This is a genomic window from Enterobacter cloacae complex sp. R_G8, from assembly GCF_024599795.1.
Taxonomy (GTDB): domain Bacteria; phylum Pseudomonadota; class Gammaproteobacteria; order Enterobacterales; family Enterobacteriaceae; genus Enterobacter; species Enterobacter dissolvens.
Map to the genome: position 1 here is coordinate 2,104,448 of NZ_CP102246.1, position 13,096 is coordinate 2,117,543.

The 13,096-nt window shown below is 57.8% G+C and carries 11 protein-coding genes; all 11 read left to right on the forward strand.

Annotated elements, in window-relative coordinates; translation table 11 throughout:
- Positions 1 to 44: 44 nt before the first annotated feature.
- The 11 genes from tar (at position 45) to NQ842_RS10045 (ending at position 13,096) form a co-directional block, all read left to right on the forward strand.
- A complete protein-coding gene (gene tar / locus NQ842_RS09995) occupies positions 45 to 1,712 on the forward strand; it encodes a methyl-accepting chemotaxis protein II (protein WP_257256796.1) in 1,668 nt (555 codons plus the stop codon).
- A 44-nt stretch (positions 1,713 to 1,756) separates the two neighbouring features.
- On the forward strand, positions 1,757 to 3,358 hold the full coding sequence (gene tap, locus NQ842_RS10000; protein ID WP_046888020.1) for a methyl-accepting chemotaxis protein IV: 1,602 nt from the start codon (positions 1,757 to 1,759) through the stop codon (positions 3,356 to 3,358).
- Between the two features lie 19 nt (positions 3,359 to 3,377).
- The gene (gene cheR / locus NQ842_RS10005) at positions 3,378 to 4,244 is read left to right on the forward strand and encodes a protein-glutamate O-methyltransferase CheR (RefSeq protein WP_014170664.1); all 867 of its coding nucleotides are present in this window, start codon (positions 3,378 to 3,380) and stop codon (positions 4,242 to 4,244) included.
- Entirely contained in the window at positions 4,241 to 5,290 is a 1,050-nt protein-coding gene (locus NQ842_RS10010; RefSeq protein WP_014832418.1) for a chemotaxis response regulator protein-glutamate methylesterase, read from the forward strand. Before cheR ends, NQ842_RS10010 begins: the two co-directional genes overlap by 4 nt.
- A gap of 17 nt (positions 5,291 to 5,307) precedes the next feature.
- Positions 5,308 to 5,697, forward strand: a complete 390-nt coding sequence (gene cheY, locus NQ842_RS10015) for a chemotaxis response regulator CheY (protein WP_008500431.1) — start codon at positions 5,308 to 5,310, stop codon at positions 5,695 to 5,697.
- 10 nt (positions 5,698 to 5,707) lie between these two features.
- Positions 5,708 to 6,352, forward strand: coding sequence for a protein phosphatase CheZ (gene cheZ, locus NQ842_RS10020; protein ID WP_013096065.1), 645 nt, complete (start codon positions 5,708 to 5,710; stop codon positions 6,350 to 6,352).
- A gap of 145 nt (positions 6,353 to 6,497) precedes the next feature.
- The gene (gene flhB / locus NQ842_RS10025; protein ID WP_013096066.1) at positions 6,498 to 7,646 is read left to right on the forward strand and encodes a flagellar biosynthesis protein FlhB; all 1,149 of its coding nucleotides are present in this window, start codon (positions 6,498 to 6,500) and stop codon (positions 7,644 to 7,646) included.
- The gene (gene flhA, locus NQ842_RS10030) at positions 7,639 to 9,717 is read left to right on the forward strand and encodes a flagellar biosynthesis protein FlhA (RefSeq protein ID WP_014832417.1); all 2,079 of its coding nucleotides are present in this window, start codon (positions 7,639 to 7,641) and stop codon (positions 9,715 to 9,717) included. The genes flhB and flhA overlap by 8 nt, the downstream gene beginning before the upstream one ends.
- Entirely contained in the window at positions 9,717 to 10,109 is a 393-nt protein-coding gene (locus tag NQ842_RS10035; RefSeq protein WP_014832416.1) for a flagellar protein FlhE, read from the forward strand. The genes flhA and NQ842_RS10035 overlap by 1 nt, the downstream gene beginning before the upstream one ends.
- A gap of 259 nt (positions 10,110 to 10,368) precedes the next feature.
- Positions 10,369 to 11,952: an MFS transporter gene (locus tag NQ842_RS10040; protein ID WP_047360931.1), complete on the forward strand. Its 1,584-nt coding sequence runs from the start codon at positions 10,369 to 10,371 to the stop codon at positions 11,950 to 11,952.
- Between the two features lie 4 nt (positions 11,953 to 11,956).
- Positions 11,957 to 13,096: a glycoside hydrolase family 105 protein gene (locus tag NQ842_RS10045; protein ID WP_063412860.1), complete on the forward strand. Its 1,140-nt coding sequence runs from the start codon at positions 11,957 to 11,959 to the stop codon at positions 13,094 to 13,096.

Genomic DNA, 13,096 nt, shown 5'->3' on the forward strand with positions numbered 1-13,096 from the left:
CCTGTGCCGATAACACCGTTAATAAATCTATGAGAAGGTGTTGTATGTTGAACCGTATCCGCGTTGTCACAATGCTCATGATGGTGCTGGTCATTTTCGCACTACTTCAGCTTATCTCCGGTGGGCTTTTTTTCTCGTCGTTAAAGCAGAATCAGGACAGTTTCGCCGCCTCAAACGACCTGCGCCTGCAGCAGAGTGAACTCACCTCAACGTGGGATCTGATGCTGCAAACGCGTATCAACCTGAGCCGCTCCTCCGCACGCATGATGATGGATCCCAACAATCAGCAGAGCAGTGCGAAAACCGATCTGCTGAAAAATGCCCGCGCAACCCTTGCGGATGCCGCAAAGCATTACGATACCTTCAAGAAGATCACCCCGCAGCCTGCCATGGAGCAGGTGAGCCAGAATATCGATGAAAAATACAACGCCTACTATGCCGGTCTGACGGAGCTTATCCAGTTCCTGGAAAGCGGCAACATGGACGCCTATTTCGCCCAGCCGACCCAGGGGATGCAAAACGCGCTCGGCGCGGCGCTGGGTGAATACGCCAAAGCCAGCGCAGATCTCTACCACTCGGCCTTTACGGAAAGCCAGAATGACTACCGCTTTGCCAAATGGCAGATGGCGGTGATGGCGCTGGCGCTGGTGATCGTGCTGATCGCGGTTTGGTACGGCATTCGCCATAGCCTGTTGAACCCACTGGGCCGCGTCATTGCCCATATCCGCGAGATTGCCGGCGGCGATCTGACCAAAACGCTCACCGTCTCCGGGCGTAACGAAATCACCGAACTGGCCAACAGCGTAGACCACATGCAGCGTTCGCTTATCGATACCGTTGCCAACGTGCGTAGCGGCACGGATGCCATCTACACCGGCACCAGCGAAATTGCGATGGGCAATAACGATCTCTCTTCCCGTACCGAACAACAGGCCTCCGCGCTGGAAGAGACCGCGGCCAGCATGGAACAACTCACCGCCACCGTGAAGCAGAACGCGGATAACGCGCGTCAGGCTTCTCAGCTGGCAGAGAGCGCGTCCGAGACGGCGCAGCGCGGCGGTCGGGTGGTGGATGGGGTGGTGAAAACCATGCACGAAATCGCCGACAGCTCGAAGAAAATCGCTGACATCATCAGCGTCATCGACGGCATTGCCTTCCAGACCAACATCCTGGCGCTGAACGCCGCCGTTGAGGCCGCGCGTGCGGGTGAGCAGGGGCGTGGGTTTGCGGTGGTGGCCGGCGAAGTGCGTAACCTCGCCAGCCGCAGCGCTAACGCGGCGAAAGAGATTAAGGCCCTGATTGAAGACTCCGTTTCCCGTGTGGATACCGGCTCCGTGCTGGTGGAAAGCGCAGGGGAGACCATGAATGACATCGTGAATGCCGTTACCCGCGTAACGGACATCATGGGTGAAATCGCCTCTGCCTCTGATGAGCAGAGTCGTGGTATTGACCAGGTTGCCCTGGCGGTATCGGAAATGGATCGCGTGACACAACAAAACGCCGCCCTGGTGCAGGAGTCCGCCGCGGCGGCCGCTGCGCTGGAAGACCAGGCGAGCCGTCTGAAGATGGCCGTCTCGGCGTTTCGTCTCGCTTCACACGCTGGAAATACGGTCACCCCGCAAGCCACGTATCGTGCGCCAGCCGCTGAGCCGGCGGTCACGCGTACCCGCACTGCGACGACCGGACAAGATGAAAACTGGGAAACATTTTGACTGACATTTAAACCGCGGCTGCTTGCCGCTTGATGGGAGCGTGGATGTTAAATCGTATTCGTATCTCGACCACACTGTTTTTGATTCTGATCCTTTGCGGTGTGTTGCAGGTTGGCAGTAACGGGTTGTCGTTTTGGGCGTTTCGCGATGGTTATCAGAATTTGCAGGAAGTTGAGGCGAGTAATCAGCAGCGCTCCGCACTGGCACAAACGCGTGCCGTGCTGTTGCAGGCAAGCACTGCGCTGAACAAGGCAGGAACCTTAACCGCGCTGAGTTATCCGCCGGATGATATCAAGGCGCTGATGGCGACGGCGCGCAACAGCCTTAAGCAGGCCGACGCGCAGTTCAAAACGTTCATCGCGCATGACGATGTCAGCGAAAAAGGGAAGGCGCTGAAGGCTGCTATGAAAAAGAACTTTGAGCAGTGGCACAGCGATCTGGATCACCAGGCGACCTGGCTTGAGAACAACCAGCTCTCGGACTTTATGACCGCGCCGGTGCAGGCCTCACAGGCGGCGTTTGATGACAGCTTTAACGCCTGGCAGCAGGACATTAACCAGTTTGTGCAGCGCGCAGGGGAGAGCAGCCGTACGAGCTACCACATGTCCGGCGTGATTTTTACCGTGGTGGTGATTCTGGCGGCGCTGCTGACCGGTGCCGCGCTGCTCTGGTCGCGCAGGATGATTGTTCAGCCGCTGGCCATTATCAGTAGCCACTTCGACAGTATCGCGAAGGGGGATCTGGCGCGTCCGGTGGCGGTGTACGGTAAGAACGAAATCTCAGCGATCTTTGCCAGCCTGAAGGCCATGCAGGGATCGCTGCGGGAAACGGTCTCCGATGTGCGTCAGGGCAGCTATGCCATGCACACCGGGATCTCAGAGATTGCGGCAGGCAATAACGATCTCTCTTCCCGCACTGAGCAGCAGGCGGCTTCGCTGGCACAGACGGCGGCCAGCATGGAACAGCTGACCGCGACGGTAAGCCAGAACGCCGATAACGCCCGTCAGGCGTCTGACCTGTCGAAACAGGCGGCAATGACGGCGAAGAAGGGGGGCGACCAGGCGTCTCATGTGGCCAGCACCATGCAGGATATTGCCGCCAGTTCGCAGAAAATTGGCGACATCATCAGCGTGATTGACGGTATTGCCTTCCAGACCAACATCCTGGCGCTGAACGCGGCTGTGGAAGCGGCGCGTGCCGGTGAGCAGGGGCGTGGGTTTGCGGTGGTGGCGGGTGAAGTCCGTAACCTGGCGAGCCGCAGCGCCAACGCGGCGAAAGAGATCAAGGGGCTGATTGAAGAGTCCGTCTCCCGCGTTCAGCAAGGCTCCGCCCTGGTGGATACGGCGGCGAAAACCATGCACGAGATTGTCACCTCCGTGACGCGGGTGAACGACATCATGGGTGAAATTGCCTCGGCGTCTGATGAGCAGCGTCGCGGGATTGAGCAGGTGGCCCAGGCGGTAAGCCAGATGGACCAGGTCACGCAGCAGAACGCCTCGTTAGTGGAGGAAGCGGCAGCGGCAACCGATCAGCTGGCCAGTCAGGCCGATCATCTGACCGGGCTGGTCGCGGTATTTAATGTCAAAGAGCACGTTGAAGCAGTAACAGAAGTCGGGCGGTCGCAGGCCGTGCCAGTTGTATCCTGAATGTAATTAAGAAGGCGCTATGACATCACCAATGCCCCCAGGGCAAACGTCATTATTGTTGCAGATGACACAGCGCCTCGCGCTGTCCGACGCGCATTTTCGTCGGATATGTCAGTTAATTTACCAGCGTGCAGGGATCGTGCTTGCTGACCATAAGCGAGACATGGTCTACAACCGTCTGGTACGGCGCTTGCGTACGCTGGGGCTGGATGATTTTGGTCGCTACCTGAGCATGCTCGAAGCGAATCAGAACAGCGCCGAGTGGCAGGCTTTTATCAACTCGTTAACCACCAACCTGACGGCCTTTTTCCGTGAAGCTCATCACTTCCCGGTGCTGGCAGAGCACGCCCGTCGCCGCAGTGGGGAGTATCGCGTCTGGAGTGCGGCGGCCTCGACCGGTGAAGAGCCGTACTCGCTGGCGATCACCCTTGCCGATACCCTGGGAATGGCGCCGGGACGCTGGAAAGTGTACGCCAGCGATATTGATACCGAAGTGCTGGAGAAGGCGCGTAACGGCGTGTATCGCCAGGATGAACTGAAGACGCTGTCGCCTCAGCAGTTACAGCGTTATTTCATGCGCGGTACCGGCCCGCATGAAGGGCTGGTGCGCGTGCGTCAGGAGCTGGCGAACTGTGTTGAATTCGCGCCGGTTAACCTGCTGGATAAGCAGTACAACGTGCCGGGGCCGTTCGACGCCATTTTCTGCCGTAACGTCATGATCTATTTTGATAAAACGACGCAACAGGACATTCTGCGTCGGTTTGTTCCGTTGCTCAAGCCTGACGGTTTACTGTTTGCCGGGCACTCGGAAAACTTCAGCAACCTCGTGCGTGAGTTTAGCCTGCGTGGGCAAACGGTATATGCGCTGAGTAAGGAAAAAGCATGAGTAAAATCAGGGTATTGTCTGTCGATGATTCGGCGCTGATGCGCCAGATCATGACTGAAATCATCAATAGCCACAGCGACATGGAGATGGTCGCTACCGCGCCGGATCCGCTGGTAGCGCGGGATTTAATTAAAAAATATAACCCCGACGTGCTGACGCTGGATGTCGAGATGCCGCGCATGGATGGCATAGATTTCCTTGAGAAGTTGATGCGTTTGCGTCCGATGCCGGTGGTGATGGTTTCATCCCTGACCGGGAAAGGTTCGGAAATCACCCTGCGTGCGCTGGAGCTGGGGGCGGTGGATTTCGTCACCAAACCCCAGCTTGGCATTCGTGAAGGCATGCTGGCGTACAGCGAAATGATCGCCGAGAAGATCCGCACCGCGTCGCGCGCCAAACTCGCCGCTCACACGCCAACGGCTGTTCCGGCAACGTTGAAGGCGGGGCCGTTACTCAGCTCGGAAAAACTACTGGTGATTGGCGCATCAACCGGAGGAACAGAGGCAATTCGCCATGTACTCCAGCCATTGCCGCTTTCCAGTCCGGGTATTCTGATCACTCAGCATATGCCGCCAGGTTTTACCCGCTCGTTCGCGGAGCGTCTGAACAAGCTGTGCCAGATCAGCGTGAAAGAGGCGGAAGATGGCGAGCGTGTACTCCCGGGGCATGCCTATATCGCACCGGGCGATAAGCATATGGAGCTGGCGCGCAGCGGCGCTAACTATCAAATCAAAATTCATGACGGGCCGCCGGTTAACCGGCACCGTCCGTCGGTGGATGTGCTGTTTCATTCGGTGGCGAAACATGCGGGGCGCAACGCCGTTGGGGTGATCCTGACGGGGATGGGCAACGATGGTGCCGCCGGAATGCTTGCAATGCACCAGGCTGGCGCCTGGACGATTGCGCAGAATGAAGCAAGTTGTGTGGTGTTCGGCATGCCGCGCGAAGCCATCAATATGGGTGGCGTGAGCGAAGTGGTCGATCTTAGCCAGGTGAGCCAGCAGATGCTGGCGAAAATCAGTGCCGGACAGGCAATACGTATTTGACTCAGGAGTATTATTTTATGGCGGATAAAGAGCTTAAGTTTTTGGTTGTGGATGACTTTTCCACCATGCGTCGCATCGTGCGCAACCTGCTGAAAGAGTTGGGCTTCAACAACGTTGAAGAAGCAGAAGACGGCGTGGATGCGCTGAACAAACTGCAGGCGGGCGGGTTTGGTTTTGTTATCTCTGACTGGAACATGCCGAACATGGATGGTCTGGAACTGCTGAAAACCATCCGCGCGGACGCGGGCATGGCTTCAATGCCGGTGCTGATGGTGACCGCAGAAGCGAAAAAAGAGAACATCATTGCCGCGGCACAGGCGGGCGCAAGCGGCTATGTGGTGAAACCTTTCACCGCGGCGACCCTGGAAGAGAAGCTCGGTAAGATCTTCGAGAAACTCGGCATGTGAGGTGTTGGTTATGATGCAACCTGCTATGAAACCCGTTGAAGAACATTCGCCCAGCGATATCATTGCCCGCATCGGCAGCCTGACACGCATGCTGCGTGACAGCCTGCGTGAACTGGGGCTGGACCAGGCTATCGCAGAAGCGGCGGAAGCAATTCCTGACGCGCGTGACCGTCTGGACTATGTTGTGCAGATGACCGCGCAAGCGGCTGAACGTGCGCTGAACAGCGTTGAAGCGTCACAACCGCACCAGGATGCGATGGAAAAGGGCGCGAAGGCGCTGACCAAACGCTGGGATGAGTGGTTTGAGAACCCTATCGAGCTGGCGGATGCCCGCGAGCTGGTGACGGATACCCGTCAGTTCCTGGGTGATGTACCGGGCCACACCAGCTTTACCAACGCTCAGCTGCTGGACATCATGATGGCGCAGGATTTCCAGGACCTGACCGGTCAGGTTATCAAGCGCATGATGGATGTCATTCAGGAGATTGAACGTCAGCTGCTGATGGTGCTGCTCGAGAACATCCCGGAACCGGCTGCACGTCCGAAACGCGAGAACGAAAGCCTGCTCAATGGCCCACAACTCGACGCCACCAAAGCGGGCGTGGTGGCAAGCCAGGATCAGGTAGACGACCTGCTGGACAGCCTCGGCTTCTGATACGCCTTTCCGCCTCAGGGGCTCATGCACCTGAGGCGGTTAACGCAGAATCACCGAAAAGAGCCCGAATAAACGGGCTTTTCCCGCCATTGGATTTCCGCTGCGCTGGCATGATACCCGTGACTTAACAGGCCGGGCATGCACTGTGGCAGAAGAGAACGACGACAAAACAGAAGCCCCCACACCCCACCGACTTGAAAAAGCGCGTGAGGAAGGGCAGATCCCCCGATCCCGAGAGCTGACATCCCTGCTGATCCTTATTGTGGGTGTGTGCATCATCTGGTGGGGTGGGGAGTCGCTCGCCCGAAAACTGGCGGGGATGCTCTCTGCCGGCTTACGTTTCGACCACAGTATGGTCAACGACCCAAACCTTATCCTCAGCCAGATTATTCAGCTTATTAAAGGGGCCATGGTCGCGCTGCTGCCCCTCATTACCGGGGTTGTGCTGGTTGCGCTGATCTCGCCGGTGATGCTCGGCGGCCTGGTCTTCAGCACCAAATCGCTGCAACCGAAATTTTCCAAACTGAACCCGCTGTCGGGCATCGCGAAAATGTTCTCCGCCCAGACCGGGGCAGAACTGCTTAAAGCCATTCTCAAAGCGGCGCTGATGGGCAGTGCTGCGGGATTTTACCTCTGGCATAACTGGCCGGAAATGATGCGGCTTATCAGCGAATCTCCTCTTACCGCGATGAGCAATGCGCTGAATCTGGTCGGACTCTGTGCGCTGCTGGTGGTCCTCAGCATCATCCCGATGGTGGGATTCGACGTTATCTTCCAGCTGTATAGCCACTTCAAAAAACTGCGCATGTCGCGCCAGGATATCCGCGACGAATATAAGCAGATGGAGGGTGACCCGCACGTGAAAGGGCGTATCCGCCAGATGCAGCGCGCCGCCGCCCGTCGACGGATGATGGAAGATGTGCCGAAAGCCGACGTTATCGTCACCAACCCGACCCACTATTCCGTTGCGCTGCAGTATGACGAGAACAAAATGAGCGCGCCGAAAGTGGTGGCGAAGGGGGCGGGCTTAATCGCCCTGCGCATCCGCGAGATTGGCACGGAAAACCGGGTGCCAATACTGGAAGCACCGCCGCTGGCGCGAGCGTTGTACCGCCACGCTGAAATTGGACAACAGATCCCAGGACAACTCTACGCCGCCGTGGCGGAAGTACTGGCCTGGGTATGGCAGTTGAAACGCTGGCGTCTGGCCGGCGGTCAACGACCTGTGAAACCTGAGAACCTTCCGGTGCCTGCTGCGCTGGATTTTATGAACGAGAAGGACACTGATGGCTAATCTGGTGGCAATGTTGCGCCTGCCCGGCAACCTGAAATCGACCCAATGGCAGATCCTTGCCGGGCCGATCCTCATCCTGCTAATCCTGTCGATGATGGTATTGCCGCTGCCGGCATTCATCCTCGATCTGCTTTTCACTTTCAACATTGCGTTGTCCATTATGGTGCTGCTGGTGGCGATGTTCACCCAGCGTACCCTTGAGTTCGCGGCGTTCCCGACCATTCTGCTGTTTACCACCTTGCTGCGACTGGCGCTGAACGTGGCGTCCACGCGTATCATCCTGATGGAAGGGCATACCGGTGCGGCAGCGGCCGGTAAAGTGGTCGAGGCGTTCGGCCACTTCCTCGTGGGCGGTAACTTTGCCATCGGCATCGTGGTGTTCGTCATCCTCGTTATCATCAACTTTATGGTTATCACTAAAGGTGCGGGGCGTATCGCGGAAGTTGGCGCGCGCTTTGTGCTGGACGGGATGCCAGGTAAGCAGATGGCGATCGACGCCGACCTCAACGCCGGACTCATCGCGGAAGATGAAGCGAAAAAACGCCGTGCGGAAGTGACCCAGGAAGCGGACTTCTACGGCTCGATGGACGGTGCGAGTAAGTTTGTGCGTGGTGATGCCATCGCGGGCATTCTCATCATGGTGATTAACGTGGTGGGCGGCCTGCTGGTGGGTGTTCTGCAGCATGGCATGGACATGGGACACGCGGCGGAAAGCTATACGCTGCTGACCATCGGTGACGGTCTGGTGGCCCAGATCCCGGCGCTGGTGATTTCGACCGCCGCGGGCGTGATCGTCACCCGCGTCAGTACCGATCAGGACGTTGGTGAGCAGATGGTCGGGCAGCTGTTCAGCAACCCGCGCGTCATGCTGCTGGCGGCGGCGGTGCTGGGTCTGCTCGGTCTGGTGCCGGGCATGCCGAACCTGGTGTTCCTGCTGTTCACGGCGGCGCTGCTGGGCCTGGCCTGGTGGATGCGTGGCCGCGAAATGAAACCGGCGGCAGAACCTGTGCCGGTTAAAATGCCGGAGAACACGCAGGCCGTGGAAGCCACCTGGAACGACGTTCAACTGGAAGATTCCCTGGGGATGGAAGTGGGTTACCGTCTGATCCCGATGGTCGATTTCCAGCAGGATGGCGAGCTGCTTGGCCGCATTCGCAGTATCCGTAAAAAATTCGCTCAGGATATGGGCTTCCTGCCGCCGGTTGTGCACATCCGCGACAACATGGATCTTCCGCCAGCACGCTACCGTATTCTGATGAAAGGGGTAGAGATTGGCAGCGGTGATGCGTATCCGGGGCGCTGGCTGGCGATTAACCCGGGCACAGCCGCCGGTACGCTGCCGGGTGAACAGACTATCGATCCCGCGTTTGGTCTGGCCGCTATCTGGATTGAAAGCGCGCTGAAAGAGCAGGCACAAATTCAGGGGTATACCGTGGTGGAAGCCAGTACCGTGGTGGCCACCCATCTTAACCACCTGATTGGGCAGTTCTCAGCAGAACTGTTTGGCCGCCAGGAAGCTCAGCAGTTGCTTGACCGCGTGAGCCAGGAGATGCCGAAGCTGACGGAAGATCTGGTGCCGGGCGTGCTGACGTTGACCACGCTGCATAAGGTGCTGCAAAACCTGCTTGATGAAAAAGTGCCGATCCGCGATATGCGCACCATTCTGGAAACCCTCGCCGAGCATGCGCCGCTGCAAAGCGATCCGCACGAACTGACGGCGGTGGTGCGTGTGGCGCTGGGCCGCGCAATCACGCAGCAGTGGTTCCCGGGCACCGGTGAAGTGCAGGTGATTGGCCTTGATACACCGCTGGAACGCCTGCTGCTGCAGGCCCTGCAGGGCGGTGGCGGGCTGGAGCCAGGTCTTGCGGACCGTCTGCTGGCGCAAACTCAGGAGGCGCTGGCGCGCCAGGAGATGCTGGGGGCGCCACCGGTGCTGCTGGTTAACCATGCGCTACGTCCGCTGCTGTCACGCTTCCTGCGTCGTAGCCTGAACCAGCTGGTTGTGCTGTCGAATCTGGAGCTGTCTGATAATCGCCATATTCGTATGACGGCGACGATTGGAGGTAAATAATGCGTAAGTGGTTAATGCTCTTACTCTTCCCGCTGGTGGCGCAGGCCGCCGGAGAAGGTACCTGGCAGGCCAGCAGCATTGGCGTGACCCTCAGCAACCGTGGCGTGGCGATGTCGTCGCGCCCGCTGGCACCCTCTGAACCGGTGTCCGGTCAGATGAGCCTGGTGGTGTGGAACTACACGCTGATTGGCCCGACGCCCGCCGGGCTGCAGGTGCGTCTGTGCTCCCAGAGCCGCTGCACGGAAATCGACGGAGAGAATGGCACCACCCAGGCGTTCAACGGCGTACCTGCTGTAGAGCCTTTACGCTTTATCTGGGAGGTGCCAGGCGGCGGACGCTTGATCCCGGCGCTCAAGGTGCAGAGTAATTCCGTTATCGTTAACTACCGCTAGTTGCCCGCCTCAACGCCCGTTATCAAGGATAATGATAGCGGGCTCGCAAAAATGACCTCGCCTTTTGAAGTAAAAGAAACGCTGTTTTATAAATCAGTGACGCGCGTAATGACACTCTTTGCGTTTTTGCCAACCCCTGCGGTGTGATGGCAGAAACAGAAAGGTTTCCACAGGGCGTTAATTCTACTGTAGCCGTGTAAAAACTCCCGGATGAGGTTTGCTTACAGGGGGCTCCTAAAACTGATTAGGGTTGACGGCAATGAAAACACGAAAAATTGGACTCGCAAACTATCTTGCATACGGGGCAGGGGATTTCCTCGGCGCGGGAACCACCGCGCTGACGGCGGCCTGGCTTTTGTATTTTTATACAACCTTCTGTGGACTCACTCCGATTGAAGCAACCTTTATTTTTGCGGCGGCAAGGGTGCTGGATGCGGTGGTCAGCCCGTTAATGGGCTTTTTGACCGATAACTTTGGCACGACCTGGCTGGGCAAACGCTTTGGCCGCCGCAAGTTCTTTATTCTGCTCGGTATTCCCTGCGTCTTCAGCTACTCCCTGATGTGGGTTGGGGAGATGAGTTTCTGGTACTACCTGCTGACCTATCTGGTCTTCGATATCGTCTACACCATGATTCTGGTGCCGTATGAAACGCTGGTACCGGAAATGACCGATGACTTTAAACAGAAAACCAAATTCTCCGGTGCGCGTATTTCGATGGCGCAGATGTCCGCGATCCTGGCTTCGTTCCTGCCGGGGATCCTGCTGACCCACTTTGGGAAAGACAACGCGATTTCTTTCTTCTACGCAAGCCTGGTCTTCTCGGTGCTGTGCGCGCTGATGCTGACCTTTGTCTGGTTCTTCACCTGGGAGCGCCCGCGCGAGGAGTGGTCCGAAGCGGCCCTGCGCGCGGAAGAAGAGAAGAAAAAACTGACCCTCGGCCAGAGCCTGAACCGCCTGTTTGTGGAGTTAAGCTCGACGCTGCGCATCAAGATTTTCCGTCAGCACCTGGGCATGTACCTTGGGGGATATATCGCCCAGGACGTCTTCAACGCCGTGTTTACCTATTACGTGGTGTTTGTGTTGATGCAGGAGGCCTCAATGGCGTCAAACCTGCTGGGCACGATGGCCATCTTCCAGTTCCTCGCCGTGATTGGGATGATCCCGCTGTGCATTCGCTTTGGACCTGCCCCGTCTTACCGCATGGTGGTGGTGCTGTTTGGCCTGGCCTCTCTCTCTTACGCCGTGCTGTATTACGCCGGACTGAGCGACGTTTACGCGCTGCTGTTGCTTATCTCCGCGGTTGCCGGTCTCGGTCGCGGCGGTATCAACTATGTGCCGTGGAACACCTATACCTACATTGCTGACGTGGACGAAGTGATCACCGGCCAGCGTCGCGAGGGCATCTTTGCCGGCATCATGACGCTGACCCGAAAAGCGTCTCAGGCCGGTGCGGTAATGCTGGTGGGCATCGTGATGCAGATGTCCGGGTTTGTCAGCGGTCAGAAAACCCAGCCTGCCGAGGTAAGCCACACCATTCTGCTGATTTTAAGCGTGGGAACCCTTCTGGTGCTGTTCTGCGGCTTCCTGGTCTCCCTGCGTTTCAGGCTCAATCTGCAAACCCACAGCACGCTGCGCGAAGAGACCGCGAAAATGCGCGCGTCCGGCCATGCGATGCCTGAAGCGGCCACCCCGCACGCCCGCGCCACCGTGGAAATGCTGGCCGGTATGCCGTTCGAATCCCTGTGGGGCAATAACAACATTGGTTATCTCAATCGCAATAAACCAGCGGCGCCTTCGCTGAAGGGACGTGCGGTACTGAATTCGACATACAACAGAGGTTAAGATGATGAAAGTTTGGCCTGTCAAACATAGCCCCTTACTGCGTCAGCCAGAGCGTTTTATCGCCAGGGACGAGCTGAAATCGCTGATTCAGAAGGTGACGCATAACCTGGTCAATATCCATGACAAAACGGGTGAATTTTTGCTGCGGCTGGACGACGGGCGCGTCATAGATACCAAAGGCTGGTCAGGGTGGGAGTGGACGCATGGCGTCGGTCTGTACGGTATCTGGCAGTACTACTGCCAGACCGGCGATGAAGGGATGCGTGATATTATTGACGCCTGGTTTGCCGACCGTTTTGCGGAAGGGGCAACCACCAAAAACGTCAATACCATGTCGCCGTTCCTGACGCTGGCGTACCGCTATGAAGAGACCAAAAACCCGGCCTGGCTGCCGTGGCTGGAGAGCTGGGCGGAATGGGCGATGCACGAGATGCCCCGTACCGAACACGGCGGCATGCAGCACATTACCCTGGCGGAAGAGAACGCGCAGCAGATGTGGGATGATACGCTGATGATGACGGTCCTGCCGCTGGCCAAAATTGGCAAGCTGCTGAACAAACCGGAATACGTTGAGGAGGCAGTGTACCAGTTCCTGCTGCACGTGCAGAACCTGATGGACCGGGAGACCGGGCTGTGGTTCCACGGCTGGAACTATGACGGCAACCATAACTTTGCCCATGCCCGCTGGGCGCGTGGCAACAGCTGGCTCACCATCGTGATCCCGGACTTCCTCGAACTGGTCGAGCTGCCGGAAAACAACGCCGTGCGCCGCTATCTGACGCAGGTGCTCAATGCGCAAATTGCGGCGCTGGCGACATGTCAGGATGACAGCGGCCTGTGGCATACGCTGCTCGACGACCCTGACTCCTACCTGGAGGCGTCGGCCACGGCAGGCTTTGCCTACGGTATTCTCAAAGCCGTGCGTAAGCGCTATGTGGCGGCGGAGTATGCTGATGTCGCGGAGAAAGCCATTCGAGGGATAGTGAAAAATATCTCGCCGGAAGGGGAGCTGCTACAAACGTCGTTCGGAACCGGGATGGGAAGCGATCTGGCGTTTTACCGCCAGATCCCGCTGACGTCGATGCCGTATGGTCAGGCAATGGCGATCCTCTGTTTGACGGAGTATTTGCGGAAGTACTTCTGA

Coding starts and splice junctions, on each gene's coding strand:
- cheY (WP_008500431.1), top strand. CDS start 5,308: ATGGCGGATAAAGAGCTTAAGTTTTTGGTTGTGGATGACTTTTCCACC.
- NQ842_RS10035 (WP_014832416.1), top strand. CDS start 9,717: ATGCGTAAGTGGTTAATGCTCTTACTCTTCCCGCTGGTGGCGCAGGCC.
- cheZ (WP_013096065.1), top strand. CDS start 5,708: ATGATGCAACCTGCTATGAAACCCGTTGAAGAACATTCGCCCAGCGAT.
- NQ842_RS10045 (WP_063412860.1), top strand. CDS start 11,957: ATGAAAGTTTGGCCTGTCAAACATAGCCCCTTACTGCGTCAGCCAGAG.
- flhA (WP_014832417.1), top strand. CDS start 7,639: ATGGCTAATCTGGTGGCAATGTTGCGCCTGCCCGGCAACCTGAAATCG.
- cheR (WP_014170664.1), top strand. CDS start 3,378: ATGACATCACCAATGCCCCCAGGGCAAACGTCATTATTGTTGCAGATG.
- tap (WP_046888020.1), top strand. CDS start 1,757: ATGTTAAATCGTATTCGTATCTCGACCACACTGTTTTTGATTCTGATC.
- NQ842_RS10010 (WP_014832418.1), top strand. CDS start 4,241: ATGAGTAAAATCAGGGTATTGTCTGTCGATGATTCGGCGCTGATGCGC.
- tar (WP_257256796.1), top strand. CDS start 45: ATGTTGAACCGTATCCGCGTTGTCACAATGCTCATGATGGTGCTGGTC.
- NQ842_RS10040 (WP_047360931.1), top strand. CDS start 10,369: ATGAAAACACGAAAAATTGGACTCGCAAACTATCTTGCATACGGGGCA.